At 68.9% G+C, this 25,710-nt stretch carries 26 protein-coding genes; 6 read left to right on the plus strand and 20 right to left on the minus strand.

Features of this window, described 5'->3' with window-relative positions; genetic code table 11:
• The first annotated feature begins 78 nt into the window (after positions 1-78).
• Positions 79-1,200 (plus strand): GNAT family N-acetyltransferase, encoded by a 1,122-nt coding sequence (locus ACU5E9_RS04690; protein WP_456812459.1) that lies wholly within the window; start codon positions 79-81, stop codon positions 1,198-1,200.
• Here the strand turns inward: ACU5E9_RS04690 and mutM are convergent.
• From mutM to ACU5E9_RS04735, 9 genes are all read right to left on the minus strand, one after another.
• Complete coding sequence (gene mutM, locus ACU5E9_RS04695) at positions 1,151-2,143, minus strand: bifunctional DNA-formamidopyrimidine glycosylase/DNA-(apurinic or apyrimidinic site) lyase (RefSeq protein ID WP_456812460.1); 993 nt, start codon at positions 2,141-2,143, stop codon at positions 1,151-1,153. The genes ACU5E9_RS04690 and mutM overlap by 50 nt on opposite strands.
• 31 nt (positions 2,144-2,174) lie before the next feature.
• Positions 2,175-2,849 carry a ribonuclease III gene (gene rnc / locus ACU5E9_RS04700; protein ID WP_456812461.1) on the minus strand — a complete coding sequence of 225 codons (675 nt, stop codon included), beginning with the start codon at positions 2,847-2,849 and terminating at the stop codon, positions 2,175-2,177.
• A gap of 118 nt (positions 2,850-2,967) precedes the next feature.
• Complete coding sequence (gene rpmF / locus ACU5E9_RS04705) at positions 2,968-3,171, minus strand: 50S ribosomal protein L32 (RefSeq protein WP_220604099.1); 204 nt, start codon at positions 3,169-3,171, stop codon at positions 2,968-2,970.
• Between the two features lie 2 nt (positions 3,172-3,173).
• Positions 3,174-3,746 (minus strand): YceD family protein, encoded by a 573-nt coding sequence (locus tag ACU5E9_RS04710; RefSeq protein ID WP_456812462.1) that lies wholly within the window; start codon positions 3,744-3,746, stop codon positions 3,174-3,176.
• An 11-nt stretch (positions 3,747-3,757) separates the two neighbouring features.
• On the minus strand, positions 3,758-6,142 hold the full coding sequence (locus ACU5E9_RS04715; RefSeq protein WP_456812463.1) for a transglutaminase TgpA family protein: 2,385 nt from the start codon (positions 6,140-6,142) through the stop codon (positions 3,758-3,760).
• Complete coding sequence (locus ACU5E9_RS04720; RefSeq protein WP_456812464.1) at positions 6,129-7,619, minus strand: DUF58 domain-containing protein; 1,491 nt, start codon at positions 7,617-7,619, stop codon at positions 6,129-6,131. The genes ACU5E9_RS04715 and ACU5E9_RS04720 overlap by 14 nt, the downstream gene beginning before the upstream one ends.
• 137 nt (positions 7,620-7,756) lie before the next feature.
• Positions 7,757-8,836, minus strand: a complete 1,080-nt coding sequence (locus ACU5E9_RS04725) for an AAA family ATPase (RefSeq protein WP_456813498.1) — start codon at positions 8,834-8,836, stop codon at positions 7,757-7,759.
• 2 nt (positions 8,837-8,838) lie between these two features.
• Positions 8,839-9,327: a pantetheine-phosphate adenylyltransferase gene (gene coaD / locus ACU5E9_RS04730; RefSeq protein WP_456812465.1), complete on the minus strand. Its 489-nt coding sequence runs from the start codon at positions 9,325-9,327 to the stop codon at positions 8,839-8,841.
• A gap of 112 nt (positions 9,328-9,439) precedes the next feature.
• Entirely contained in the window at positions 9,440-11,677 is a 2,238-nt protein-coding gene (locus ACU5E9_RS04735; RefSeq protein ID WP_456812466.1) for an ATP-dependent DNA helicase RecG, read from the minus strand.
• 62 nt (positions 11,678-11,739) lie between these two features.
• Between ACU5E9_RS04735 and rsmD the strand changes: the two genes are divergently transcribed.
• The gene (rsmD, locus tag ACU5E9_RS04740) at positions 11,740-12,315 is read left to right on the plus strand and encodes a 16S rRNA (guanine(966)-N(2))-methyltransferase RsmD (protein WP_456812467.1); all 576 of its coding nucleotides are present in this window, start codon (positions 11,740-11,742) and stop codon (positions 12,313-12,315) included.
• Between the two features lie 75 nt (positions 12,316-12,390).
• Positions 12,391-12,972 carry a flavodoxin domain-containing protein gene (locus ACU5E9_RS04745; protein WP_456812468.1) on the plus strand — a complete coding sequence of 194 codons (582 nt, stop codon included), beginning with the start codon at positions 12,391-12,393 and terminating at the stop codon, positions 12,970-12,972.
• Between the two features lie 34 nt (positions 12,973-13,006).
• Here ACU5E9_RS04745 and thiL read toward each other — a convergent pair whose 3' ends face one another.
• Positions 13,007-14,017, minus strand: coding sequence for a thiamine-phosphate kinase (gene thiL, locus ACU5E9_RS04750; RefSeq protein ID WP_456812469.1), 1,011 nt, complete (start codon positions 14,015-14,017; stop codon positions 13,007-13,009).
• Between the two features lie 24 nt (positions 14,018-14,041).
• On the opposite strand from thiL, the gene ACU5E9_RS04755 reads away from it, so the two are divergent.
• A complete protein-coding gene (locus ACU5E9_RS04755; RefSeq protein WP_456812470.1) occupies positions 14,042-14,605 on the plus strand; it encodes a DUF3515 family protein in 564 nt (187 codons plus the stop codon).
• Between the two features lie 155 nt (positions 14,606-14,760).
• On the opposite strand, the gene ACU5E9_RS04760 is transcribed toward ACU5E9_RS04755, so the two are convergent.
• The 8 genes from ACU5E9_RS04760 to ACU5E9_RS04795 form a co-directional block, all read right to left on the minus strand.
• Positions 14,761-15,888, minus strand: a complete 1,128-nt coding sequence (locus ACU5E9_RS04760; RefSeq protein ID WP_456812471.1) for a D-alanine--D-alanine ligase family protein — start codon at positions 15,886-15,888, stop codon at positions 14,761-14,763.
• Complete coding sequence (locus ACU5E9_RS04765) at positions 15,791-16,918, minus strand: NAD(P)H-dependent glycerol-3-phosphate dehydrogenase (RefSeq protein WP_456812472.1); 1,128 nt, start codon at positions 16,916-16,918, stop codon at positions 15,791-15,793. The genes ACU5E9_RS04760 and ACU5E9_RS04765 overlap by 98 nt, the downstream gene beginning before the upstream one ends.
• On the minus strand, positions 16,908-17,726 hold the full coding sequence (locus ACU5E9_RS04770; protein WP_456812473.1) for a lysophospholipid acyltransferase family protein: 819 nt from the start codon (positions 17,724-17,726) through the stop codon (positions 16,908-16,910). Before ACU5E9_RS04770 ends, ACU5E9_RS04765 begins: the two co-directional genes overlap by 11 nt.
• Before the next feature lie 7 nt (positions 17,727-17,733).
• Positions 17,734-19,053 carry a UDP-N-acetylglucosamine 1-carboxyvinyltransferase gene (gene murA, locus ACU5E9_RS04775; RefSeq protein WP_456812474.1) on the minus strand — a complete coding sequence of 440 codons (1,320 nt, stop codon included), beginning with the start codon at positions 19,051-19,053 and terminating at the stop codon, positions 17,734-17,736.
• 113 nt (positions 19,054-19,166) lie between these two features.
• Complete coding sequence (gene leuD, locus ACU5E9_RS04780; protein WP_456812475.1) at positions 19,167-19,775, minus strand: 3-isopropylmalate dehydratase small subunit; 609 nt, start codon at positions 19,773-19,775, stop codon at positions 19,167-19,169.
• Positions 19,776-19,786: 11 nt separating this feature from the next.
• A complete protein-coding gene (gene leuC / locus ACU5E9_RS04785) occupies positions 19,787-21,274 on the minus strand; it encodes a 3-isopropylmalate dehydratase large subunit (protein ID WP_456812476.1) in 1,488 nt (495 codons plus the stop codon).
• Between the two features lie 223 nt (positions 21,275-21,497).
• A complete protein-coding gene (locus ACU5E9_RS04790) occupies positions 21,498-22,310 on the minus strand; it encodes a PP2C family protein-serine/threonine phosphatase (protein WP_456812477.1) in 813 nt (270 codons plus the stop codon).
• A gap of 93 nt (positions 22,311-22,403) precedes the next feature.
• Positions 22,404-23,429: a TerC family protein gene (locus ACU5E9_RS04795; RefSeq protein ID WP_456812478.1), complete on the minus strand. Its 1,026-nt coding sequence runs from the start codon at positions 23,427-23,429 to the stop codon at positions 22,404-22,406.
• 282 nt (positions 23,430-23,711) lie between these two features.
• On the opposite strand from ACU5E9_RS04795, the gene ACU5E9_RS04800 reads away from it, so the two are divergent.
• Positions 23,712-24,008, plus strand: coding sequence for a 2TM domain-containing protein (locus ACU5E9_RS04800; protein ID WP_456812479.1), 297 nt, complete (start codon positions 23,712-23,714; stop codon positions 24,006-24,008).
• A gap of 101 nt (positions 24,009-24,109) precedes the next feature.
• Here ACU5E9_RS04800 and ACU5E9_RS04805 read toward each other — a convergent pair whose 3' ends face one another.
• Entirely contained in the window at positions 24,110-24,670 is a 561-nt protein-coding gene (locus ACU5E9_RS04805) for a DoxX family protein (protein ID WP_456812480.1), read from the minus strand.
• 158 nt (positions 24,671-24,828) lie between these two features.
• Positions 24,829-25,200, minus strand: coding sequence for a VOC family protein (locus ACU5E9_RS04810; protein WP_456812481.1), 372 nt, complete (start codon positions 25,198-25,200; stop codon positions 24,829-24,831).
• 56 nt (positions 25,201-25,256) lie between these two features.
• Between ACU5E9_RS04810 and ACU5E9_RS04815 the strand changes: the two genes are divergently transcribed.
• Complete coding sequence (locus ACU5E9_RS04815) at positions 25,257-25,676, plus strand: MarR family winged helix-turn-helix transcriptional regulator (RefSeq protein WP_456812482.1); 420 nt, start codon at positions 25,257-25,259, stop codon at positions 25,674-25,676.
• The last annotated feature ends 34 nt before the right edge of the window (positions 25,677-25,710 follow it).

Raw genomic sequence — 25,710 nt, forward strand, 5'->3', positions numbered from 1 at the left:
CCCCGCTCGGGGGACGCGGCCACGGATCCCGGTCGAAGCCCTGTCCAAGCCGCGGAACGAGGCCTAGGCTCGGCGCACATGAAGAGCCGCACGTTCGACCTCGCCGAGCTGGCCATTCCCCTCGAACCGGAGGGTGAGGGCTGGGCGGATTTCGCCGCCGCGGCGGCCGTGCGCAACGCCGTCGAGGAGCACGCCTACGGAACCGGTGTGCTGGCCCACTCCGCCGAGGAGCAACTGCCGGCCTGGCTCATGCAGCGGCACGAACCGCGCCGGCTGTTCGTGGCCAGGGTCGACGGTGTCATTGTGGCCAGGGCCGTCTACGAGACCCTGGCCGAGCCCGGGTCGGAGTTCGCCTGGTTCACCGTCGAGGTACTGCCGGAGTACCGTCGTCGCGGCATCGGCACGGCGCTGGCCGAGCTGCTGGATTCCATCGCCGATGCCGAGCATCGCACCATCAGCGTGGTGTACGCCATGTCGCCGGACGCCCCCGGCGAGCGGCTGAGCGCCCCCACGGGGTTCGGCTCGGTGCCGGCGGGCAATCCGGAAGTGCGTTTCCTGCTGCACCGCGGGTACCGACTCGAGCAGGTGGAACGCGGCAGCATCCTGCCGTTGCCGGTGGACCCAGTGGCCCTCGCCGCGAAGTTCGCGGCGGCACAGTCCAGGGCCGGTGATGCGTACGCGGTGCTGAGCTGGACGGGACCCACCCCCGCGCGCTGGTTGGACGACTTCGCGCTGCTGTATACCCGCATGTCGACGGATGCGCCGACGGCCGGCCTGGAGGAACCGGAGGATGTCTGGAGCGTGGACAGGCTGGTCACGGAGCAGGAGGCGAGCGCCACCGGCGGGCGGGTGGCCCTGGTCACCGCCGCCCTGCACCGGCCGTCCGGCCGGCTCGCCGGGTTCACCGAGCTGTCCGTGCCCACGGATGCCCGTCGCTCAGTGGAGCAGGACGACACCCTGGTGCTGCGGGAACACCGCGGGCACCGGCTGGGCATGCTGATGAAGGCGGCCAATCTGCAGCAGCTCGCGCTGCAGTTCCCGGGCCAGTCCGCGGTCACCACCTTCAACGCCGAGGAGAACCGCTACATGCTCGACGTGAACGAGGCACTCGGTTTCGTGCCGATGGGCTACGAGGGGGCGTGGCGGCGGGTCAGCGCAACCGCTGGCACCGCGGGCAGTAGTGCGACGACCGGTTCATGAACCGGGCGCGCACGAGTTCGGTGCCGCAGCGGGGGCACGGCCGCCCGTGCTGCCCGTACGCGTTGAGGCTGTGCGAGAAGTAGCCGGACTGCCCGTTCACGTTGACGTACTGGGCGTCGAAGCTGGTGCCGCCCTCGGCGAGGGCGCGCAGCAGGATCGCCCGCACCGCGGCGAGCAGCCTCCGGGCCGTCACCGTGGACAGGGACGCGGCGGGTTGATCGAAGTGCACCCTCGCCTCGTAGAGGGCCTCATCGGCATAGATGTTGCCGATCCCGCTGACCACCGTCTGGTCCAGCAATACCCGCTTGATGCCGGAGCGGCTGCGGGCAAGTGCCCGGTAGAAGTCCGGTGCGGAGAAGGCCGGATCGAGCGGGTCGCGCCCGATGTGCGCCACCTGGCTGGGGATCAGCCGCGAACCGGCGACGGCCGGCGGATCGGCCACCAGACCAGACGCCAGGCCGGGCGCCATGCCGGGTCCGGCGTAACCGGCTGGCCGGCCGTCCCTGGTGGGCTGCAGGACGTCAACGGCCATACTGCCGAAGATGCGCTGGTCCACGAAGTGCAGGGCCAGCTCGCCATGCTCCGGGTGGTGCAGCATCAACCGGATGCGCATCAGCTTCTCCGGTTCGATGCCGGGGGCCCGCAGCAGCACCTGGCCGCTCATGCCCAGGTGGGCGACCAGCGCCCGGGTGGGCGGCTGGCTGGGCAGCTGGGCGGGCGGCTGGGTGCCCGTGGCGGTTCCCAGCGGGAACCAGAGGAACTTGCCCCGGCGCACTGCCGCGTCGATGCGGGCCCCGGTGAGCAGGGCCTCGAAGTCGCCCAGCGCGCGGTCGTGACGGCGCAGCGACCGGTCGTCGAAGACTTCGACGCCGGTGACGAGGGCACCGGAGACCGCGGGCTCAAGGCCCGCCCGCACGACCTCGACCTCGGGAAGTTCAGGCATGGTGGCTTTCGACCAGACAGGACACCGGGAGTCAGCGGCGGGTGCGCAGCCGCGTCCACGCCTCGAGGGCGGCGGCCATCTCGGCGTGCTTCTTGCTGGTGCCCTCACCCGTCGCGGTGACGCTGGTGCCCACGGTGACGGTGGCGATGAAGACCTTGGAGTGGTCGGGGCCGCTCTCGGCGACGGCGTAGACCGGAACGCCCGCGCCCAGGCGGGCGGCGGTTTCCTGCAGGCTCGTCTTGGGGTCCATCGAGACACCGAAGTGTCCGGGGTCGGCCAGGAGCGGCTCGATCAGGCGCAGCACGAATTCCGTCGCGGACTCCACCCCGGTGTCGAGGTAGACCGCGCCGATGACGGCTTCGACGGTGTCGGCCAGGATCGAGGACTTGTCGCGGCCGCCGGTGAGGGTCTCCCCTTTTCCGAGGCGCACAAAATCGCCCAGGCCGATACCGCGGGCGATTTCGGCCAGGGCAGCGCTGGACACCAGGCTGGCCCGGCGCTTGGCCAGGTCGCCCTCGGGCAGCAGCGGGTACTCGCGGTACAGCATCACGGTCACGGCCTGGCCCAGGATCGAATCGCCCAGGAACTCCAGGCGTTCGTTGGTGGGCAGGCCACCGTTCTCGTACGCGAAGGAGCGGTGCGTCAACGCAAGCTCGAGTAGGCCCTCATCGATCCGGAGACCGAGGACCTGCTGGAGCGCCGACAATGAGCCGGCATCCGACCTCCGGGCAGCAGAAACTCCTGCAGCGTTCTTGCCTGCAGGAGTCGCGGCTGTTGTGGGATCGGCGTCAGAACCTGACACGGTTGCGCGCACCACCCTCTGACTAAATGTCAGCGACCTTGCGGCCCTTGTACTCCATGAAGAGTGCGGTGCCGGCGGCGTCGGTGACGACCTTGGCGCGGTGCGGGAGGCTGTAGACGACCTTGCCGTTTTCCATGGTCTTCACCAGGGTGGGGGCTTCGGCCTTCCAGCAGGAACGGCGTGAGCGGGTGTTGGAGCGTGATTGCTTGCGCTTCGGGACTGCCATGACTACTTCTCTTCTCTATCCGGTACAGCATGGATGTCTTCATCCGTGCTGATGCTTTCGGAAGCTTGGAATTCCAATAGTGCGGACCAGCGGGGGTCCTGCACGTCACTCGGTTCAAGTTCAGGGGAAGTGGCACGCCGTTCCCCGGTCTCTGGGTCGAGACCTGGGCAATCCCGCCGGCAAACCGGCTGGAACGGCAGTGACAACACCACTGCATCCCTGATTAGTGGTTCAAGATCCACATGGTCATCTTGAACCGCACACTCATAAGCTTCGTCTACATCGTAGGCGAAAAGCTCCACAAAATGAACTCGGACAGGCAATTCGATGTCAATCAGGCATCTTCCGCACTCTCCGGCGGCTTTTCCGGTCACATCGGCGGTCACCAGGATGCCCTCGTGGATGCACTCAAGGCGCAGGTCGGCCTCGAGGGTGGAGCCGGCTTTCACGGCAACGAGCGCTTCACCGAGGTCGTGGGGAACGACAATGTCGATGTTGCGCTCATACATCGTTCCCGGGCGGTTGATGATGTCGCGGACGTCAACCTTGTAGGGGGTCTTCTTGAACTTGTTCACGAGGGAAAATTCTACGCGTCCATTGGGGTGCGCGGGTTCCCCGGCCCGTCCGGCGCTTCGGGCGCATCCCTCGCCAGCCCCATCCGGCGCAGGATCGGTGAGCTCAGCGACGCCGGTGCCAGCACCGCGCGCATCCGCTGCGGGGCCCGGGAACCGCCGCGGACGGCCCGCACGAGCAGGTCGAGGTCGTGCAGGAGTCGCCGGTCTCCGGGCACCGGTGCGGCAGGATGCTGGGCGTAGCGGATGCGTTCGGTCGCTTCCAGCAATCGTTCGAGGGCGTCGCGCACCTCCGGCGTGTCGCCCACCCCCCGGCGTGCCCGGATTCCGGCGGCGAGCTCCCGAGCGGTGAGGGTGTCGTAGACACCGACTCCGTGATCAACGGCGGTGTCGGCCAGTTCTTGCCAGGCAACGGACGCATCGGCCCGGCCGTCGGCGAGGCGGGCGCGCCGGCGCCGGCGCCGCAGCCGCCGCCAGACGCCGGGGACGGCCAGGAGCAGCATCAGTCCCAGCGAGACGAGGCCTATGCGGGCGAGGGTTCCGGCGATGCTCTCTTCGGCGGTCGCCTCCGCGCCCAGGGCCCCCGGCTGCAGCCCTTCGATGTCGTTCGTCTGCGGTGCGCTGGAGGGTGCCGCTCCGGCCGTGGACTGCCCGGGGGCTACCGAGCTCTCCGGCAGTGCGTAGTCCGGAACCGTCCCCCGCCCCGGGGTCGGTTCGAACGGAACCCAGCCCACACCGACGAAGTACAGCTCAGGCCAGGCATGCAGGTCGTGCGAATCGACCTCGTACCGGTTGAGGCCGCCGATCACCGTCGACGTGCGCGTACCGGGCAGGTAGCCGAGGGTGATCCGGGCCGGGATGCCGAGGCTGCGCGACATCATCGCCATGGCGGAGGAGAAGTGCACGCAGTATCCGCGCTTCACGTCGAGGAAGGTTGCTACCACACCCGCCCCATCGCCGTCGTACCCGTCCTCGACCGGGGACTCGGTGTCATAGGTGAAGTCGTTGCCCCTCAGGTAGTCCTGCAGCGCGACGGCGGCGTCGTAGTTCGACTGCGCGCCGGCGGTGACGGCGCGGGCGGTTTCCCCAATGATCCCGGGAGTGTCCGGCGGCAGCTCCAGGCTCGGCTCGATGCTGCCCGGATAGCGTCCGCCCGCTTCCCGCAGCTGCTCCCGCGTCGGCTGCACCTCCAGGGAGGTCACCGAGTACCGCTGGCCCAGCGTCGTGGTGTCCGTGCTGGTGATCGCCCGGGTGTCGTTGTTCCAGAGCCATTCCCCGTTCAGCCCGGCCACACTCGTTGCCGGCACGGGAACGGGCAATCGGTTCGTCCGGACGCCGTCGATGCCGATGATGGTGGTCGCCGTCGTCCTGGCTACCCGTTCGGACAACCCGGGCGGGTCCTCGATGACGGTGACGGTGTTTGCGGTGTCGGGCTCCACCTCCCGCGGCAGCCAGGTCGTGCCCTTGATCTCGTCGAGGGTGAGCAACGCGAAATACGGTTGTTCGGTCGCGGTCGTGCGGTAGTGCAGGGCTGGTCCGGGACGGGGTCGGCGCAGGTCCTGGCCGAGGTCGGCCATGGGCGTGATTCCCGAGGCGAACAGGGCGCTGTTGGCCCGTCCGGCGGCACCGGCACCGGCGTACGGGGGAACGTTGGCGCTCATGATCAGGGCGGCGACGATGCCGAGGGCGGCGATGGAGACAGCGCCCCGCATCGCCATCCCGGCGCCGCCGCGAGGGGCTCCGCGTTCGGTTTCGGGCGACGCACGCAGGTGCACCTCGACTCGCAGCAGGACGAGATAGGCCACCGCCGTCACGACGAGGACGGTCCAGCCGGCGCCTTCGGCGACGACGAATCCGGGCACGACGATGGGCACCAGGGCCGGTATCCCGGCCAGCGCCGGCCAGCGCAGGCCGATCGCGAGCGTGTCCATCAGGATTGCCAGCACGCCGACCCCGACGGCCAACAGGAACAGGATGCCGTCGAACACCCCCGCGGGCGTGTCCTGGGTTTGGATGGACAGGATGCCGGCCCTGGCCTGGTCCGCGAAACCGGACAGGGTCTCCCCGGTGGGAATGAGCCACAGTAGCCCGGTGCCCCCGCCGAAGAGCAGGGTGAGCAGCATCACCAGCACCGCGGCGGTCAGGAACGGCACGAGCGCCGCGGGGGCGCGTGCGCGCCGGATGCCGGCGGCGGCGGCGAAGACCACCGTCGCGACGACCAGGAGCACCCACCACCAGGCCGAGCCGGCCAGCACCGGGCCCAGGGCGGCGCAACCGGCCAGGAGCAGCACGAGCAGCATCAGCGACAGCGGCCAGCGCACCACGACGGGTCGGCGGGGGGCGGCGGTCCTGGTGGGCGCCGGGGCTGCCGTGCCGGCCGGTGCGCTAGTCCTGGCCACGGCGATCTCCCCCATCCTGTCCGGCCCGCAGCCACGCGGCATCCACCGTGGAGACGGCAGCCACCGGAACGCACTGCCATCCGGCCTCGCCGAGGCGGTCGACGGCCGTCGGGTTCATGCTGTCGAAGACGAAGGCGACGGCGGGCTGGCAGACGGACCGCAGGGCGACAACGTCGCCGGTGTCCCCCGCAGCCGTGTCGACGAGTACGGCGAAGGTCGGAATCTGTCCACCGCCGAGCCGGGCCCGGGGGCTGTCGCCGCTGTCGCCGCGGGTGGCACCGGCGTGCGCGACGTGGTCGCGTTGCACGACCCGCGCGAGCGCGTCCAGGAGGGCGCGGGTGCCCTCCGGTCCGGTGAACGACACCGGCTCATCACCGCGGAGACCACCGTGCCGGCCCGCATCGGGGTCGGCGGTGAGGCGGGTCTCGCCGGGGAGCGCTCGGCTTGGCCCAAGCGGGGAATGCACCAGCTGGGAGGGCCCGATCTCGATCATCTCCACCCGGAAGCCGCCCTCGAGGAGGTGCACGGCGATCGACGCGGCGAGTTCGACCGCGCGTTCGAAGGCCCCGCCGTGCAATCCTCCGCTTCCGTCGTCATCCCGTGACCGACCGTGACCGTGGCCGCCCCTCGTCGTGTCCAGCAGCACCCGGGCCTCCGGGTGGCTGCGCTGTTCCTCCTGGCGCACCATGATCTCCCCGTGCCGGGCGGTCGCGGGCCAGTTCACCCGGCGCAGGGGGTCGCCGGGCCGGTACTCCCTGGCGATGAGTTCATCGGAGTCGTTGTTGAGGTGGCGCAGGCGTTCGTGCCGTGATCCTTCTCCCCGGGTGATCGACACCCCGGCGCCGGGAAGCGGCGTGACCCTGGGGGTGACGGTGAGGTCGTGCGGGGCACCGACCGGCCACTCCCCGTAGGCCAGCCCGAACGGGTCCACCCGGCCGAGCATCAGCGGGCCGATCGGATAGCTGCCCCGCCGGGCGGGCCGCACCTGGTAGCTCACTACCGCCGTGTCGGTGGGTGTGGGCCGGCCGGGCCGGGCCGGGCCGAGGGCCCGGAGCGCCTGGACGGCCGGAACCTCCACGCCGCCGGCGGCCGTGTCGCGCCAGCGCAGGCCCGCCACGGACTGGCCGGCACGATTGCGGATCTGCAGCGTGACCGTCGCCGTCAGTCCCGCCGGCACGCTGGCGGGCCGGAAGGTGCGCGTGACGGTGACGCGCACCGGGTGCACTAGCACGTAGCCCAGCGCCGTGATCGGCACGAGCAGCAGCAGACCGGCCACGAAAAGGAGGTCGCGCAGGTCGAAGAACCAGGCGATCGCGAAAAGCGCGGCTCCCGTGCCCAGGAACAACGCGCCCCGCAACGTCGGGCGCACGCGTCGGCGGATGCGGGTCGACCGCTGCAGGAGGCGGCGCAGGATCCCGGTCGCGGCAGGCGCGGCTGAGAAGCCTTCCTGTGTCTCGCGAACGGTTGTCTGAGTCATGTTGGTCGCTGCCGCGTCTGTCGTGCGCGTTTCGGAGGGACGCTGGTCGGCCTGCCAGACGGGTGTCCGAGCCCCGGCAGGTCCAGCTGTCTCACGTCCATGATGACGCTGATTGCCGCCCCCGCCCAGCCCACCGGTTACAGCCGGCCCTGCGAGCCCGTCGGCACCGGCGTGGCCGCCAGAATCCGCCGCACCGTCTCCTCGATCAGCAGGGCGCTGTCCTGGGACCGGTGCCCCAGCGCCCGCGTCGTGGGTACCAGGCGATGCCCGAGGACCGCGACGGCCAGCGTGTCGATGTCATCCGGGAGTACGTATTCCCTGCCGTGCAGTGCGGCCTGCGCCTTCGCCGCCCTGATCAGCTGCAGGGTCGCACGTGGGCTCGCTCCCAGGCGCAGGTCGCGGTCGTCCCTGGTGGCCCGCACCACGGCGACGGCGTACTCCTTGACGGCGCCCGACGCGTACACGCCACGGGCGGCGGTCATCATCCCGCGCAGCTGGGTCGCGGTCACCACGGCGTCGATCTGGCCCAGCGGGCTGGTCACGTCCCGGGAGTCCAGCATCGCCAGCTCGGACGCCGAGTCCGGGTAGCCCATCGAGATGCGCGCCATGAAGCGGTCCCGCTGCGCCTCCGGCAGGGCGTAGGTGCCTTCCATCTCGATCGGGTTCTGCGTAGCGACGACGGTGAACGGGCGCTCAAGGCGGTAGCTGGTGCCGTCCACGGTGACCTGGCGCTCCTCCATGCACTCGAGCAACGCGGATTGGGTCTTGGGACTGGCCCGGTTGATCTCATCGCCGATCACGATGTTGGCGAAGATGGGGCCCGGCTTGAACTCGAACCGGCGGTCGACCTGGTTGTAGACGGAGACCCCGGTCACATCGGACGGCAGCAGGTCCGGCGTGAACTGGATACGGGCGACGCTGGAGTCCACCGACTTGGCGAGGGCCTTGGCGAGCATGGTCTTGCCCACCCCCGGCACGTCCTCGATCAGGAGATGACCCTCCGCCAGCAGGACGGTCAGCGCGATCTGCACCGCTGAGTGCTTCCCGTCGATGACGGATTCGACGTTGCGCATGATCGCCTGCGCCGCCCGCTGGACGTCTGAGAGCGCCACGATCCCGTCTCCGTCCGCGCCCACGGAGTCTTCGGCGATGCCCGCCTCTCGCACTGTCGTGCCTGGAGCCGAGGTGGAGCCTGCCCCAAGCATCCCCGGCGGCATGTTCATGCCAGCGGTCGATTCAGGAAGGCCGCGACGGCGGGCGGCACGTACGGGGCGATGTCCCCGCCGAGGGCGGCGACCTGCCGCACCAGGGAGCTGGAAACGTGCGCGTGTGCGGGATCGGGCAGCATGAAGATCGTTTCGACTTCCGCCAGGTTGCGGTTGACGATTGCCATCGGAGTCTCGTAGGCCACATCGATCTGCGAGCGGATGCCCTTGACCAGCACACTGGCGCCCACATCGATGCAGTAGTCCACCAGGAGGCCGACGCTCCAGGAGCTCACCACGATGTTCGTGGGCAACCCGCCTTCGGCAATGGAGCGCTCGATGAGCGACACCCGCTGGGTGATCGGCAGGAGCGCGGACTTGCCCGGGTTGTGCACCACCAGGACGTGCAGCTCGTCGAACAGGCCGGCGGCTCGTTGGATCACGTCGAGATGCCCCAGAGTGACGGGGTCGAAGGAACCTGGGACGACGGCGATCCTGCGCATACGGTTCACCCTAGCGCCAGCCCGCAACGGGCGCTGCCCGGCGCTGGCGATTGGCCGGACGTCTAGGTCATTGTCAGGAACGGCACCGGGCTCCGCCGGTCGGCAGCCGGATTCAGCCCTTGGACAGGGCAGTCCGTTCCGAGTCGTCCAGCCGCCGCCGCACGGCGGCCCGAAGCGCGGGGATGGTGCGGATCTCCGGGTCTCCCCCGATGAGTTCGCGTGCCGCGGTGCGCGCATCCGAGATGATGTCACCGTCCGTCGCCACCCGCAACAACCGCAGCGAGGACTGCCCGCCGGACTGGAACCGGCCCAGGACATCGCCCTCCTGGCGTTGCTCGAGGTCCACCTGGGCCAGTTCGAAACCGTCGAGGGTCTTGGCGACGGCCTCGATCCGGTCCCGAGCCGGCGACCCGATCGGGGCGCTCGTCACGAGCAGGCACAGGCCGGGGATTCCGCCCCGGCCGACCCGGCCGCGCAGCTGGTGCAGTTGCGAGACGCCGAATCGGTCAGCATCCATCACGACCATGGCCGAGGCGTTCGGCACGTCGACGCCGACCTCGATGACGGTGGTGGCCACGAGCACCTGGATCTCGCCGGCCGCGAACGCCTGCATGGTGGCGTCCTTCTCATCGGCGCTCATCGCCCCGTGCAGGGGTTCGATGCGGGCCGTCGTGAGCAGCGGATGCCGGCGGAGGTTGGCGAGCAACTCCTCCACATTGGTCATCGGGGTGGCGTCGAAGTCGATCTCCTCGCCCTGTTCGAGCTTCTTCGGGGAGATCGCCGGGCACACGATAAAGCACTGCCGGCCCAGAGCGAGCTCCTCCGACACGCGTTGCCAGACCCGCATCACCCAGGCCGGTTTCTCGTCCAGCGGCACGACGAAGCTCTCGATGCCGGGCCGGCCGGCGGGGAGCATGGCGATGGTGCTCACATCGAGGTCGCCGAAGATGGTCATGGCGATGGTGCGGGGAATGGGCGTGGCGGTGAGCACGAGCACGTGCGGCGGCAGTTCGGCCTTGAGCCGGAGGGCCTCCCGCTGGTCGACGCCGAATCGGTGCTGTTCGTCGATGACGACGAGGCCCAGGTCGAAGAATTTGACGGTGTCGCTGAGCAGGGCGTGCGTGCCGATGACGATGCGGGCCTGGCCGGACACCGTGCGCAGCAGCGCCTTCCGCCGCGCAGCCACGGGCAGCTGGCCGGTGACGAGGGTGGGCATCAGCTCGGCCGCGAGGTCGGGTCCGAGGATCTTCGTCATCGAGCGCAGGTGTTGCCCGGCGAGCACCTCGGTGGGGGCGAGCAGAGCGGCCTGGCCGCCGGAGTCGGCCACCGCGAGCATGGCGCGGAGGGCCACCACGGTCTTGCCGGAGCCGACCTCGCCCTGCACGAGCCGGTTCATCGGCGCGGTCAGCCCCATGTCGCGCCCGATCTCGGCCCCGGTGAGTTCCTGGTCGACCGTGAGGGCGAACGGCAGCGCGGCATCGAATCGTTCGAGGTAGCCGCCGGGAACGGGCAGCCGGGCTCTGGTGCGAAGAGCCCGATGCTCGGTGTGCTGCTGCACGAGCACGCACTGCAGCACGAACGCCTCGGTGAAGCGCAGCGTCGTCCTGGCCGCGTTCCATTCCTCGTCGGTGACGGGACGGTGGATGAGCGTGAGCGCGTCGCGGTGCCCGAGCAGGGAATGCTCAAGGCGCAGTTGCTCCGGGATCGGGTCGTCGACCGGGCCGAGCTGCCCCAGCACGTCCACGATGATCTTGGCGATCTGCCAGCTGGTCATGGCAGCGGTGGCCGGGTAGATGGGGATGGGCCGCTGCCCCCAGAGCCGGGCCTCGGCCGCGTCCGCCGGCGAGATCGTGGCATCCATGGGGTCGTCGCTGCCGGGCACGATCTGGTAGTCGGGCTGAGCGAGTTGGCGGGCCTTATTGAAGACCGTCACCTTGCCGGAGAACATCCCGCGCATGCCCGGGCGCAGGGTCTTGATCAACCACGGCTTGTTGAAGAAGGTGAGCGGGAGCATGCCGTGGCCGTCGGAGATCACCACCTTCGTGCGGTGCAGCGCCTTCTTGCCCGGCTGCGCACGGCCGTAATCCTGCACACTCACCGAGATCACTTCGGCCAGCACGGTGACGGCTTCGTCGAGGGGCAGCTCGGCCAGGGTGGTGAGCTCCCCGCGGCGGGCGTAGCGGCGCGGGTAGTGGCTGAGCAGGTCGCCCACGGTGGCCATGCCGAAGGCCTTGGCCAGCACCGTGGCGGGGCCCGCGGGCAGGACGACGCGCAGCGGCGAGTCCAGTGTCATCGGGGCGGGGTCGTCGAAGGGGTCGCGCGGGGTGGCGGCGGCATCCGAACCGGTCATACTCCGATGCTAAACGTCGCCACCGACAGCGGGAGCCGGCCGGCGGCTAGGCTCGAAGGCAAATGACGCGAATTGTCGCCGGGTTTGCCGGCTCCCTCACCCTCACCGTGCCGGCCAAGGGCACCAGACCCACCAGCGACCAGGTTCGCGAGGCGATGTTCTCCGCCCTCGACGCACGCGACGCCGTGCGCGGCTACCGGGTGCTCGACCTGTATGCCGGCTCAGGGGCGCTCGGCCTCGAAGCCGCGAGCCGCGGCGCCCGGGTGGTGACGCTGGTCGAGAACGGATTCGCGGCCAGCCAGACCTGCCGCAAGAACGCCGCGGCGGTGCAGAAGGCCGCGCCAAAGGGCGCCCAGCTCGCCATCTCGGTTTCCACCCAGGCCGTGGCCTCGTTCCTGGCAGCGACGCCGGACGGATTCGACCTCGTCTTCCTCGACCCGCCGTACGACCTCGCCGACACGGAACTGGCCGCGAACCTCACCGCGCTCACGCCCCTGCTCGACCGCGACGCCCTCGTGGTGGTGGAGCGGTCGTCACGCTCACCCGAACCCGCCTGGGGGCCGGGCCTCGAACTCGAACGGCGCAAGGACTACGGCGACACCACACTCTGGTATGCCGCGGTGGCCAGCCCGTCCTGACGCATCCGCCGAGTCGCACAACTGTGCAGGCGGGAGGGCTGGTCAGAACGGGTTTGCGGGCATAGCGTCGTAGGTGTGGCCACCATCGTCCACCGCAACCGAAAGGTCGACCCCGTGCGCGTAGCGGTTGTCTGTGCAAGCCATTACGGCGCCACCAGGGGGATCGCCGAACGGATCGGCGCCGAGCTGGGGGTCGCCGGCCTGGACGCCGAGGTGTTCGACGCCGCCGCTCCCCCGCACGCCGAGGAGATGGCCGGGTTCGACGCCTTCGTCATCGGCAGCGCCGTGTACATGGGGCACTGGATCAAGAGCGCCACGACCTTCGTGCGGCGCTACCAGCCCACGCTTCTGGAACATCCGGTATGGCTGTTCAGCAGCGGCCCGCTCGGCACCGACGAGACCGATGCCGAGGGCAAGGATGTGCGGGGCAGCAACGTCCCCGCCGAGATCGCCGACTTCACCAGCACCCTGCGCCCCGTCGACCACCGGGTCTTCTTCGGGGCCATCGACCCGGCGGCACTGAGCCTGCCGCACCGCATGATCCGCAAGTTCCCCGGCGCCGCCGAGATGATCCCGGCCGGCGATTTCCGGGACTGGCCCGAGATCGAGGCGTGGGCCCGCGAGATCGCCCGCACCCTGGTCACGTCCGCCCGCTGACCCCCGCAACTGGGCAGGAGGCCGGGGGCGCAGGTCAGCTGACCGCGCCGTCCCAGCCGCGGTAGGGGTCCCAGCCGCCCTGCGCGCGCGGCTGGCCGTCGACGAGCACCGCGCCGGCCTGGGCGGTGACGGTGCCGAGGCGCCGGAATCCCGCCGGCAGGGCCATGTCCGGTGGGAACGTGGCCAGGAGCCCGTGGTCCTCGCCGCCGCCGAGCGCGAGCTCGCGCTGGTCGCCCAGGCACGCCGAGTCGAAGTCGATGCCGACGGTGCTCGCCCGTGCGATCCGGCCGGCGTCGATCGCCAGGCCGTCCGACACATCCATCATGGCCGTCGCGCCGGCCACCGCCGCGACCGTGCCGAGGTGGATGGGCGGCACGGGGGCCAGTTGCGCGTCGACGTACTGCGGGTGGCGCTTTTTTAGTGCGTCGGCGTGCACGCGGCTGGGCACGCCGGCGGCGTCGACGCCGAACCGGAACAGCAGCCCCAGGCCGATACCGGCGTCGCCGAGACGCCCGGCGTGGGCGACGACGTCACCCACGGAGGCCCCGGAGCGCAACACCGGAGCGCGCCCCTCGAGGTCGCCGAATGCGGTGATCGACAGGGTCAGGGCATCGGATGCCGACAGGTCGCCACCGACGACGCCGCAGCCGGGGGCGAGCGCCTCACAGCCGTCACGCAGCCCGTCGGCGATGCCGAGGATCACCGAGATCGGGGTGGAGGGGGGCGCCGCGATCGCGACCACCAGGGCGGTGGGCCTGGCCCCCATGGCGGCCACGTCGGAGAGGTTGGTGGCGGCGGCCTTCCAGCCCAGGTCGTGCGGGGTTGACCAGGCGAGACGGAAATCGGGGCCCTGCACCATCATGTCGCAGGTCACGACGAACCGGCCGTCCGCGGCGGAGAGCACCGCCGCGTCGTCGCCGGGGCCGAGCAACTCGGTGTCGGCGTGCGGCAGTCGGGGGAAGATCTGCGCCAGGACTTCGCCTTCGGTCAGGTCGGCGAGGGTCTTCTCGGTCGGCTCGGGGGTCGCGGCCGCTGCATTCGTCATACGTCAAACGCTAACCTGAATACGATGACTCCCCCGTTCGCGCCCTCGCACCCCGACAAGACACCCCGCCCCCGTGCATCCCGCACCGGCACCGGGCGCCGCACCGTTCGCGCCGCCACGGCAGTGCTGCTCAGCGCCGCCGCCGTTGTGCTCGCCGGCTGCGCGGCCGCCGTGCCCATGCAGCCCGCTGACGACGCCGTGAACCCCGCCTGCGCGAACGTCGTCGTACACCTGCCCACCACCGTCGCCGACCAGCCGGAGCGGGAGACGAACGCCCAGGCCACGGGCGCGTGGGGCGACCCGACGGCCGTGCTGCTCACCTGCGGTGTGACGGTGCCGGGCCCCACCACCCTGCCGTGCGTGAACATCAACGGCATCGACTGGATCGAAGACGACTCAGAGGCGCCCAAGTACCGGTACACGACCTATGGTCGGGACCCCGCCACCGAGGTGTACATCGACTCAGAGCTCGTGAGCGGGTCGACGACACTCGTCGACCTGGCGGATGCCGTGGCCAACGTTCCCGCCTCCAAGCAGTGCCTGGGCGCGGACGACGTCACGCTCCCGTCCGACACCCCGGCGCCGTAGCGCCCCCGGCAGCCCGCGAGTTGCCGCAAAATGCCCCTTCAGTAGCTCTCAAGGGGCATTTTCCGGCAAGTCGCCGAACATGTCGCCCGCGAGTTGCCGCAAAGTGCCCCTTCAGTAGCTCTCAAGGGGCATTTTGCGGCACGTCAGGAGGCGGGCTACTCGGTGACGACGGCGGATGGGCGCCGGCGGCGGTGTGACGCCCGGGCCAGGGCCACCTCGATCAACTCGTCGATCAGCTGCGGGTAGGTGTACCCGCTGGCCAGCCAGCAGCTGGGGAACATCGAGATGGGGGTGAAGCCGGGCATGGTGTTGATCTCGTTGATCACCCAGCCGTCCGCGGTGAGGAAGAAGTCCACCCGGGCCAGGCCGCCGGCGTCGATCGCCTCGAACGCCCGCACCGCGATGCGCTGCATCTCGGCCAGGTCGGCCGCGTCCAGGTTCGCCGGGCAGACCAGGTCGATGCCGGCCGCGTCGAGGTACTTGGCGGCGAAGTCGTAGAAGTCCCGGCCGGTGACGACGACCTCGCCGGCGACGGAGGCATGCGCGGCCTCCCCCGGCCGGCCCTGCAGCACGGCGACCTCGAGTTCGCGGCCCACCAGGCCGGCTTCGATAAGTACCTTGTCGTCTTCGGCGAGGGCAACGGTCATCGCCTCGGCGAGCTGGTCACGGCTCGTGACCCGGCTCACGCCGACGCTCGAGCCGGCGCGGGCGGGCTTGATGAACGCGGGCAGGCCGAGTTCCTCGAGCGCGGCGTAGGCCATGCCGGGCGCATCCGCCCAGTCGTCTGCGGTGATGGTGCGCCACGGCGCCACGGCCAGAGAGGCCTGCTGCAGCACGGTCTTGGTGAAGTGCTTGTCCATGCCGATGGCGGAGGCCAGCACGCCGGAACCCACGAACGGCAGGTCGACGAGTTCCAGCATCCCCTGCACCGTGCCGTCTTCGCCGTACGGTCCGTGCAGGATCGGGAAGACCAGGTCGATGGTGCCCAGGCTCCGGCGGCCGGAGGCGTCGACGACGGTGAGCTCACGGCTGGTGGCGCTGTCGGGCCAGAGCACCCGGCTGCCGTTGTCGATTACCTCGGGCAGGGCCGCCGCGGAGAGCGTGAACTTGGTCGGGTCGTCGTCTTCAAGCACGAAGGCGCCGTCCCTGGTGATGCCGACGGGGATGACGGTGTACCGCTCCCGGTCAATTGCGGCCAGTACTCCGCCCGCTGTGGCGCAGCTGATCGAATGTTCGCTTGAACGCCCCCCAAACAGCAGCGCTACCGTGAGTTTGTCCGTCATCAATGGTCCTTTCACCCTGCGGTGCGCCGGAGTCTGTCGTGAGGTGGGGCGCAATATCCCGCGGCTTCAGCGTACCGGCCAGCACCTGGCGCACCTGTTCGACGATGGGCATGTCGACGCCCTTGGCGCCGGCGAGTTCGAGGATCGGCCCCACCGAGGCGAGGCCTTCCGTGGTCTGCTGCATCTGGGCGATGACGTCGTTGTAGCTGTAGCCCTGGCCGAGCAGCCGGCCGGCCGTATTGTTGCGCGACAGCGGCGACTGGCAGGTGGCGATGAGGTCGCCGAGCCCGGCGAGTCCAGCGAGGGTCTCCGTCTGGGCGCCGTAGGCGACGGCGAAGTCGGTCATTTCCACGAGCCCGCGGGTGATGATGGACGCCTTGGTGTTCTCGCCGTAGCCGACACCGTCGACGATGCCGATGGCCACGGCGATGAGGTTCTTGAGCACGCCGCCGAACTCGGTGCCGATGACATCGGTGTTCACGTAGGAGCGGAAGTACTTCGTGGTGGCCAGCAGGGCCACCGCGTGGGCGGTCTCCAGGCTGGAGGAGGACACGACCGCGGCGGTCGGCTGCTCCTTCGCGATCTCCAGCGCCAGGTTGGGCCCGGAAATGGCCGCGATGCGGGACGGGTCGATCGGCAGCACCTGCTCGATGACCTCGCTCATCCGCAGGCCGGATGCGCGTTCGACGCCCTTCATGAGCGACACGATGATGGCGTTGGGCGCCAGGAACGGTTCGGCGGCGATGAGGTTCTCACGCAGCGACTGGCTCGGCACCGACACGAAGACCTGCTCGGCGCCGGCCAGAGCCAGGTCGAGCCGGGAAGTGGCACGCAGGCCCACCGGCAGGTTGATGCCCGGCAGGTAGTCGCTGTTGCGGCGGCCCTCGGTGATCTCCTTCGCCAGTTCGGGGCGGCGGGCCCAGAGCACGACGTCGGCTCCCCCGTCGGTGAGGATCTTGGCGAAGGTGGTGCCCCAGCTTCCCGCGCCGAGAACGGCGACCCGGGTACCTGGCTGGACTTTAGGCTTCAAAACGGCCGGTCTCTTTCTGGTCGTGCTCAGAGGGGTTCCAGCGCTTGACCGGTGCGGTCTCGTTCCGAAGGTCCTCGAGCAGGGCGGTGATGGCATCCATCACCACGGCGGTCGCCTCGTTCAGCGTCGCCGTGTTGAGGGTGCGGCCACGGAACTCGGCCAGGTCGATCGGGTCACCGATCTTCACGAGGATGGTCTTGCGGGGGAACACGTGCAGCTTCTTGGAGTACCGCGGCATGATCTGCTGCGTGCCCCAGTGGGCCGCCGGCACGATGGGGATGCCCTGCTCGAGGGCGATCCGCACGGCGCCGGTCTTTCCACGCATCGGCCACAGCTCCGGGTCACGGGTCAGGGACCCCTCCGGGTACACCACGACCATCTGGCCGCGCTCCACCAGCGTGCGGGCGGCCTTGACGGGTTCGCTGCCGCGCACCGACCCGCCACGCTGAACGGGGATCTGCCCGGACTTGTGCAGCAGCCAGCCGGCCACGGGCAGCTTGAACAGCGACGCCTTGGCCAGGAAGCGGGGCAGGCGGCCGAGCTTCCAGCTCACCATGCCCATCACGATCGGGTCGATCTCGCTGTAGTGGTTGGGTGCGAACACGAACGCGCCCTGCCTCGGGAACTTGTCACCGTCGCTGATGCGGTACCGGGCGACGACGTTCATCGCCGGTACCACGAGCGCGGCCAGCAGCCAGAAGATCGAGGGGGTGCCCTTCTCGCTCCTCACCTTGCCGGTGGGCTGAACCGGCGGCGTTGACGGTGAGGATGCGGGCTGGCTGGGTTCGGGCGACGAGGATTCTGGCACACTGCCATTATCCTGCGAGATCGAAGTCAGCTCCCAACAGACGCAGCTTGGTGATGAAGTTCTCGTACCCGCGGCTGATGATTCCCACGTTGCTCACGGTCGAGGTGCCCTCGGCCGTGAGGGCCGCGATGAGGTGGCTGAAGCCACCGCGCAGGTCGGGAACCTCGATGTCGGCGCCGACGAGCTTGGTGGGCCCGGCGATGACGGCGGAGTGGTTGAAGTTGCGCTGGCCGAACCGGCACGGGTGGCCGCCGAGGCATTCGCGGTGGATCTGGATGGTGGCGCCCATCTCGACCAGGGCGTCGACGAAGCCGAAGCGCTGCTCGTAGACGGTCTCGTGCACGATCGACACGCCGTGGGCGTGGGTGAGCGCGATCACGAGTGGCTGCTGCCAGTCGGTCATGAAGCCGGGGTGGACATCCGTCTCGATGATGACGGGCTTGAGGTCGCCGCCCGGGTGGTAGAAGCGGATGCCGTCGTCGTGGATGTCGAACGCGCCGCCGACCTTGCGGAAGACGTTGAGGAAGGTGAGCATCTCGGCCTGCTTGGCGCCGCCGACGAAGATGTCGCCGTCGGTGGCCAGCGCGGCCGCAGCCCAGCTGGCGGCCTCGTTCCGGTCGAACAGCGCACGGTGCTGGTAGCCCTGCAGGCTGTCGACACCCTCGATACGGATGACCCGGTCGGTGTCGACCGTGATGATCGCGCCCATCTTCTGCAGGATGTTGATGAGGTCCATGATCTCGGGCTCGATCGCGGCGTTCTTCAGCTCGGTGATGCCCTCGGCACGTACGGCGGTGAGCAGGACCTGCTCGGTGGCGCCGACGCTGGGGTAGGGAAGCTCGACCTTGGTGCCCTTGAGGCCGTTCGGTGCGGACATGCGGATGCCGTTGGGCTGCTTCTCGACGACGGCGCCGAACTTGCGCAGCACTTCGAGGTGGTAGTCGATCGGGCGGTCGCCGATGCGGCAGCCGCCGAGGTCGGGGATGAACGCTTCGCCGAGGCGGTGCAGCAGCGGGCCGCAGAACAGGATCGGGATGCGGGAGGATCCGGCGTGGGCGTCGATGTCGGCGTAGTGCGCGCTTTCCACGTCCACCGGGTCGAGCATCAGGCTGCCGGGCTCGTCGCCCTCGGTGACCTTCACGCCGTGTGCTTCGAGCAGGCCGCGCACGATGCGCACGTCGCTGATGTTCGGGACGTCGCGCAGGATGCTCGGGGTCTCGCCGAGCAGCGCCGCGACCATGGCCTTGGTGACCAGGTTCTTCGCGCCCTTGACCTCGATGCGGCCGATCAGCGGGCGTCCGCCGCGGATGGTGATCTTGTCACCCATCAGGCCCACGTTCGCTCCGTGGCTCTGCGCGTTGCCGCGCTTCGCGTTGTCACGTAGTGCTGTTTCAGACGCACGGTCTTCTTCGCGGACCTGCTCATTTTCGCCGACGATGATCACAAATTTACCTGCCTTGCGGGGAGAGTGCGGGGGCGCCAGGGCTCCCTGTGGGATTCGAATTCTGCGATCCGCGCTTCGTCGCGCAGCGTGAGGCCGATGTCGTCAAGGCCTTCCAGCAGTCGCCATCTAGTGTATTCGTCGACCTCGAATGAGACTGTGAGGTCGCCGACACCGGCAGTACAGGCAACCAGATCCACGGTCAGTTCTATTCCGGGTTGGGCCTCGAGGATTCCCCAGAGGGTCTCCGCGTCATCCTCGCTGATCTGGCCGGCGAGCAGTCCCTGCTTGCCGGAGTTGCCCCGGAAAATGTCGCCGAACCGCGGGCTCAGCACCACGTCGAAGCCGAAGTCGCGCAACGCCCAGACGGCGTGTTCCCGGGAGGAACCGGTGCCGAAGTCGGCCCCCACCACGAGCACCTTGGGGCTCTGGTAGGCGGGCTGGTTGAGAATGAACTCAGGATCCTGCCGCCAGCCGTAGAAGAGGGCGTCTTCGAATCCGGTCTTGGTGACCCGCTTGAGGAACACGGCGGGGATGATCTGGTCGGTGTCCACATTGGAACGCCGCATCGGCACGGCGACGCCGGTGACGGTGGTGAATTTCTGCATCTCTGACGCTCCTACAGCTTCACGGGGACGAGGTCGGCGGGCACGGTGCCGTCTTGCACGAGGTCCCACGGGCTCGACAGGGTGCCGCGGATGGCGGTGGCCGCGGCCACCAGCGGGGAAACCAGGTGGGTGCGTCCGCCCTTGCCCTGCCGGCCCTCGAAGTTGCGGTTGCTGGTGGAGGCGCAGCGCTCCCCCGGCGCGAGCTGGTCGGGGTTCATGCCCAGGCACATCGAGCAGCCGGCGAAGCGCCACTCGGCGCCGAAGTCGGTGAAGATCTTGTCGAGGCCCTCGGCCTCGGCCTCGATCCGCACCCGGGCTGACCCGGGCACCACGAGCATCCGCACGCCGTCGGCGATGGACTTGCCCTTGATTATCTCGGCGGCGGCGCGCAGGTCTTCGACCCGGCTGTTGGTGCAGGAGCCGAGGAACACGGTGTCGACGTGGATGTCCTTCATGGCGGTGCCGGCGGCCAGATCCATGTACTCAAGGGCGCGTTCGGCGGCGCTGCGCTCGTTGGCGTCGCCGATCAGGGCCGGGTTGGGCACGGAGTCGCTGAGCGACACGCCCTGGCCGGGGTTGGTTCCCCAGGTCACGAACGGTTCGAGCGTGTCGGCGTCGAGGATCACCTCGGCGTCGAAGGTGGCGCCCTCATCGGTGGCGAGGGTGTCCCAGTACTCGACCGCGGCATCCCAGTCGGCCCCGGCCGGCGCGTGGGCGCGGCCCTTGAGGTACGCGTAGGTGGTGGCATCCGGGGCGACCATGCCGGCGCGGGCGCCGGCCTCGATCGACATGTTGCAGATGGTCATGCGGCCCTCCATGGAGAGGGCGCGGATGGCGCTGCCACGGTACTCGAGCACGTAGCCCTGACCGCCGCCGGTGCCGATCTTGGCGATCACGGCCAGGATGATGTCCTTGGCGGTGACGCCGGGGCGCAGCGTGCCGTCGACGGTGATCGCCATGGTCTTGAACGGCTTCAGCGGCAGCGTCTGGGTGGCCATGACGTGCTCGACCTCGCTGGTGCCGATGCCCAGCGCCATGGCGCCGAAGGCTCCGTGGGTGGAGGTGTGTGAGTCGCCGCAGACGACGGTGATGCCCGGCTGGGTCAAGCCCAGCTGCGGGCCGACCACATGCACGATGCCCTGCTCGATGTCGCCCAGCGAGTGCAGGCGGATGCCGAACTCGGCGCAGTTCTTGCGCAGCGTCTCGATCTGGGTGCGGCTGGTGAGATCGGCGATGGGCCGGTCGATCGCCAGGGTCGGCGTGTTGTGGTCCTCGGTCGCGATCGTCAGGTCGGGCCGGCGCACCGGGCGTCCGGCCAGACGCAGGCCGTCGAAGGCCTGCGGGCTGGTGACCTCGTGCACGAGGTGCAGGTCGATGTAGATGAGGTCGGGGGTGCCGTCCTCACCCTTCGCGACCAGGTGTTTGTCCCAGACCTTCTCGGCCAGGGTACGTGGACGAATGTCCGCACTCGCGGGAACGGTGCTTACTGCATCAGTCATGTTCGTGGATCTTCCTCGGGAAATGGTGGTGAGCCAACGACGAACTCCGCGACGAGTGAGGCCTTCAGATACGGGACTCGTCGCGGCACAGAAGAAGAAGTCGACTAAACAGCACACCTCAGGCTAACACTGCGGGCGCATTCCGTCAGGCAACCCGCGGGTCGCGACGATCCGGCAGAACCTCCCCGTCCGGGTCGCCGCGCGGGGCGTTGCCTGGGGATGGCTAGTCGAGGGTGGATTCGACGACGACGACGGTGACGTTGTCGCGGCCGCCCTTGGCCAGCGCGGCCGCGACCAGCTCGTCGGCTAGGGCCCCGAGGTCGTTCCGCCCGGCACCTCCGGCAACCAGGGCGGTCATCTCCCGGACGGAGAGTTCCTTGGTCAGGCCGTCGGAGCAGAGCAGGAAGGTGTGCCTGCCCGTCGCCGGTTGCAGCCAGACGTCGGCGTCGACGAACTCGTCGGCGCCGATGGCGCGGGTGATGACGTTGCGGCCCGGGTGCTTCTCGGCGTCCGCGGCCTTGATCAGGCCCGCCTCCACCATCTCCTGCACGGCGGAATGATCCACGCTCAGCTGCTGGAGGGAATGACCGTCCCAGGTGTAGATGCGGGAGTCGCCCACGTTGAAGGCCATCCAGTGGAAGCCGATGCCGTCGCCGGCATCGACGACCGCCACGCCGGCGAGCGTCGTGCCGGAGATCGCGGTGCCGAAATCGTCGTCGGAGCTGAGTTCGCGCACGGCGTCGTTGGACGAGTGGATCGCGTCGAGGATCCGCTCGGGGGTCGAGGGCAGGTTCTCCTCGATGTGGTCGGTGAAGACCCGGATGACGGTCTGGCTGGCCGCGTCCCCGTGGGCATGGCCGCCCATTCCGTCCGCCACGAAGAACGCCGGCGCCTGCGCCAGGAAGCTGTCCTCGTTGATCTTGCGTACCCGGCCGACGTCGCTGCTCGCGCCGTAGCGCACCTGCAACGCGAGCGACCCGAGGGCGATCGTATTCTCGCCGTTCAGCGCCATCTGCACTCCAGGAGTCACGTCCATGCTCGCATCCGGAGCGCTTCCGGCCCGGACCGGGGGAAGTGGAGGTTCCACCGTACCAATCCCCGGCCCGGTTCGGCGGCAGCGCCGACGGGGTTATTCCCCGGTGGGACCGGCGAGTTCGCCGGACTTCGCGGCGTTCTCCCTGCGGGTGTCCCGCTTGGTCTTGATCAGGCTGGCGATGGTGGCGACGGCCATGGAGACGATGATCACGGCCAGCGATGTCCAGGTGTTGATCTCGGGCGCCCATTCGAAGCCCTCGCCGCCATTGAGGAACGGCACCTCGTTGGTGTGCAGGGCGTGGAAGACCAGCTTGACGCCGATGAAGAAGAGGATGAACGCGATGCCGTACTTGAGGTACTCGAGGCGTTCGAGCAGCCCGCCGAGCAGGAAGTACAGCTGGCGCAGTCCCATCAGGGCGAACACATTGGCGGTGAACACGATGAACGGGCTCTGGGTGATGCCGAAGATGGCCGGGATCGAGTCGAGCGCGAAGATCAGGTCGGTGGTGCCGATGGCGATGAGCACGATCAGCATCGGGGTGAAGAGCTTGCGGCCGTCGATCGTGGTGCGGATCTTCGACCCGTCGAAGTCGGGAGAGATGCGGATGTGGCGGCGCAGGTACCGCACCAGGCCGTTCTCGGCGTCGTCTTCGCCGCCTTCCTTGGCGAAGGCCTGGTGGATGGCCGTGTACAGCAGGAACGCGCCGAAGATGTAGAAGATCCAGCTGAAGTTCTCGATCAGCTGGGCGCCGAGCAGGATGAAGATGCCGCGCAGTACGAGGGCGATGATGATGCCCACCATCAGCACTTCCTGCTGGTACTTCCGGGGCACCGAGAACCTCGCCATGATGATCACGAAGACGAAGAGGTTGTCGATCGACAGGCTGTACTCGGTGAGCCAGCCGGCCAGGAACTGCCCGGCGTGTTCACCGCCGCCGAAGATCAGCATCAGCAGGGCGAAGACCAGCGCCAGGCCCACGTAGAAGACGACCCACAGGGTGGCCTCGCGGATGGAGGGCACGTGCGGGCGTTTGTAGACGATCAGCAGGTCGGCGACGAGGATCAGCGTCAGGATGACCAGCGAGGCCACCTCGAAGACGATGGGCAGCTCAAGATTCACGGGAAAGGGCCTTTCAGAGTGCGGCGGGTGCTGGAGTCAGCAAAAAACCCGAAAGTCTCTCCCGCATCGGAAATGTTCAGCCGACACCATCGCGCCCGGGACCGCTTCAGCGGTCCGTGTTGACGACCACGACATAGGGCTGCCCAGAGGAGCCCAGAGGGATACTCCCCTTCGACCTCCGATCTTACCGTGCACCACCCGGTCCGGGACCCCTGCTTGGGGCGCAATCCCTCCACCGGTCAGGGGATGGTTGGAGCCCGTATCCGGCGATACTCTCGCCGTATGAACAACGAAGAACTGCGCACGCTCGCCAGGAAAAGACTCAAGGCACGCCGGGACTTCTGGAACTACTGCGGCGTCTGGCTCGGGGTGACGATCATCGTCACCGCTGTGTGGCTGTTGACCGACCCGGGCGGATACTTCTGGCCGATCTGGCCGATCGGCGGCATGGGCATCGCCGCCTTCTTCATCGGCCTGGACGCCTTCGGCCCCAACCGCGGGATCATCACCGAAGAAGCCATCGACGACGAAGTCGCCAAGATCACCCGCGCGAACCCGCGCAGCGGCTCCGGTTTCTAACCGCCGCCCGGAACGACAGAACCGGCCGCCCCGAGAGGCGGCCGGTCGAAACCTGGTGTGCACCGGGCCCTGCTGCGTGCTGTGACCCGATGCGTTGGAACTCAGACGAGCCAGGTGTACTTCTGAACGATCGGCAGTGCCTTCCAGGTCTTGCCGAAGCCCCAGGTGTCCCCGGCCGCGAAGACGGCCACGACGATCAGGGCCAGCGCGTAGATGATGTGGTAATCGACGAGCGGGTTGGTCGACGCCGCCCCGGCCGTGAAGGGCCATTCCGCGAGGTACATGAAGACCATGATCAGGCTGCCGGCGACAGCGCTGATGCGCAGGCCCACGCCCAGCATCACGGCCAGTCCCACGGCGATCATGCCGAGCATGAACAGGACGTCCACCAGCGGGCTGGCGATACCGACGAAGAACGGCTGCAGCGGCCCGGTGACGCCGGGGCTGTTCAGGAAGCCTTGGGCGGGCGTGCCGCCGTTCAGCCAGGCACGCTCGGTCGGGGTGGAGAAGCCCAGGCCGAAGGTCTTGTCCAGGAACGCCCAGAGGAAGATGAATCCGGTGGCCAGACGCAGCACCGCGAGGGTACGACGCTGGAGCAGGGTGGTGCCGGTCGTCGCGGCGGGGGCGGCGACCGCTGCCCCGCGGAAGGTGGTGCTGGCCATGGGATGGTTTCCTCAGAGTTGAATTCGGATGTTCGCGTCGAGTGACGCTGAACTGTGAATCCAAGACTCCCAGCCTCTGTTCAGCAACGGCAGGGTCGAACGTCCCGCGGGCACGAAGAGAACCCGGCCCCCGTCAGAAACGGAAGGGCCGGGTTGTCTTAGCCGCGGGTGGTCCGGTCGTGCACGGTGACCAGGTAGCCGTCGAGGTCCTGGAAGACGAACGTCGTGCCGAACGGGCCATCGAAGGGCTCCTGGACCACGACCGCGCCGGCGGCGGCGACAGACGCGTGCAGGGCCACGGTTTCGGGGTCGTGCAGCCAGAGGGCCACGCCGAGACCCGCCTGCCCGGAGTCGAGGTCGACGCCCGGCCCTGGATCACGCACGGCGAAGGTCGGTTGGGTGTCGAAGACGACCGCGTGCGGCGGTGAGAACGGAGCGCGAGTGAGCCCGACGACCTCTTCGTAGAAGGTTGCCGCCTTCTCGAGGTCGCGCACCTGGAGGGCGATGAAGTCTGGACCGGTGACGGCCATAATGGTTCTCCTCTATGTCAGTTTCCTTACATGCAATCGTATGTCAGGATGTTGACATGGTCAATACGCAGGTCGGGTACGCGCTGAAACAGGCGCAGTCACTTCTCCACCTCCGGATGGAGGAGGCACTGAGGCCGCTCCACCTCACCGTGTCGCAGTATTCCTGTCTGCATCACCTGCGCCGTGAGCCTGGGATTTCTGCCGCGGCGCTCGCCCGCGGCACGTTCGTCACGCGCCAATCGATGAACGTGATGTTGCAGCAGCTGATCGATCGTGACCTGGTGACACGACCATCCCGCCCCGAAAGCGGGCGCGCACTCCCCACGCTCCTGACCGCGGCGGGCGCCGGCACCCTTGACGCGGCGCAGAAACTCGTCGACGGCGTGGAACGACGGATGCTCGCGGGCCTGTCGGCGACCGAGAGCGCCGCGCTGGCTCGGGGGCTTGCCGCCTGCGTCGACTCGCTCGAAGACTGAGGCGCCGGGCAATAAAAAAACCCGGCTCCCCTTC

This window comes from Cryobacterium sp. AP23 (assembly GCF_054075385.1).

What these genes read in the sequence shown, in the direction of transcription:
- ACU5E9_RS04790 (WP_456812477.1), bottom strand. Translation starts at nt 22,310, where the DNA reads ATGGACGTGACTCCTGGAGTGCAGATGGCGCTGAACGGCGAGAATACG.
- ACU5E9_RS04735 (WP_456812466.1), bottom strand. Translation starts at nt 11,677, where the DNA reads ATGACCGGTTCGGATGCCGCCGCCACCCCGCGCGACCCCTTCGACGAC.
- mutM (WP_456812460.1), bottom strand. Translation starts at nt 2,143, where the DNA reads ATGCCTGAACTTCCCGAGGTCGAGGTCGTGCGGGCGGGCCTTGAGCCC.
- murA (WP_456812474.1), bottom strand. Translation starts at nt 19,053, where the DNA reads ATGGGTGACAAGATCACCATCCGCGGCGGACGCCCGCTGATCGGCCGC.
- rsmD (WP_456812467.1), top strand. Translation starts at nt 11,740, where the DNA reads ATGACGCGAATTGTCGCCGGGTTTGCCGGCTCCCTCACCCTCACCGTG.
- leuC (WP_456812476.1), bottom strand. Translation starts at nt 21,274, where the DNA reads ATGACTGATGCAGTAAGCACCGTTCCCGCGAGTGCGGACATTCGTCCA.
- ACU5E9_RS04805 (WP_456812480.1), bottom strand. Translation starts at nt 24,670, where the DNA reads ATGGCCAGCACCACCTTCCGCGGGGCAGCGGTCGCCGCCCCCGCCGCG.
- ACU5E9_RS04690 (WP_456812459.1), top strand. Translation starts at nt 79, where the DNA reads ATGAAGAGCCGCACGTTCGACCTCGCCGAGCTGGCCATTCCCCTCGAA.
- rpmF (WP_220604099.1), bottom strand. Translation starts at nt 3,171, where the DNA reads ATGGCAGTCCCGAAGCGCAAGCAATCACGCTCCAACACCCGCTCACGC.
- ACU5E9_RS04725 (WP_456813498.1), bottom strand. Translation starts at nt 8,836, where the DNA reads ATGCCGCCGGGGATGCTTGGGGCAGGCTCCACCTCGGCTCCAGGCACG.
- ACU5E9_RS04815 (WP_456812482.1), top strand. Translation starts at nt 25,257, where the DNA reads ATGGTCAATACGCAGGTCGGGTACGCGCTGAAACAGGCGCAGTCACTT.
- ACU5E9_RS04760 (WP_456812471.1), bottom strand. Translation starts at nt 15,888, where the DNA reads ATGACGGACAAACTCACGGTAGCGCTGCTGTTTGGGGGGCGTTCAAGC.
- coaD (WP_456812465.1), bottom strand. Translation starts at nt 9,327, where the DNA reads ATGCGCAGGATCGCCGTCGTCCCAGGTTCCTTCGACCCCGTCACTCTG.
- thiL (WP_456812469.1), bottom strand. Translation starts at nt 14,017, where the DNA reads ATGACGAATGCAGCGGCCGCGACCCCCGAGCCGACCGAGAAGACCCTC.
- ACU5E9_RS04720 (WP_456812464.1), bottom strand. Translation starts at nt 7,619, where the DNA reads ATGACTCAGACAACCGTTCGCGAGACACAGGAAGGCTTCTCAGCCGCG.
- leuD (WP_456812475.1), bottom strand. Translation starts at nt 19,775, where the DNA reads ATGCAGAAATTCACCACCGTCACCGGCGTCGCCGTGCCGATGCGGCGT.
- ACU5E9_RS04810 (WP_456812481.1), bottom strand. Translation starts at nt 25,200, where the DNA reads ATGGCCGTCACCGGTCCAGACTTCATCGCCCTCCAGGTGCGCGACCTC.
- ACU5E9_RS04755 (WP_456812470.1), top strand. Translation starts at nt 14,042, where the DNA reads ATGACTCCCCCGTTCGCGCCCTCGCACCCCGACAAGACACCCCGCCCC.
- ACU5E9_RS04800 (WP_456812479.1), top strand. Translation starts at nt 23,712, where the DNA reads ATGAACAACGAAGAACTGCGCACGCTCGCCAGGAAAAGACTCAAGGCA.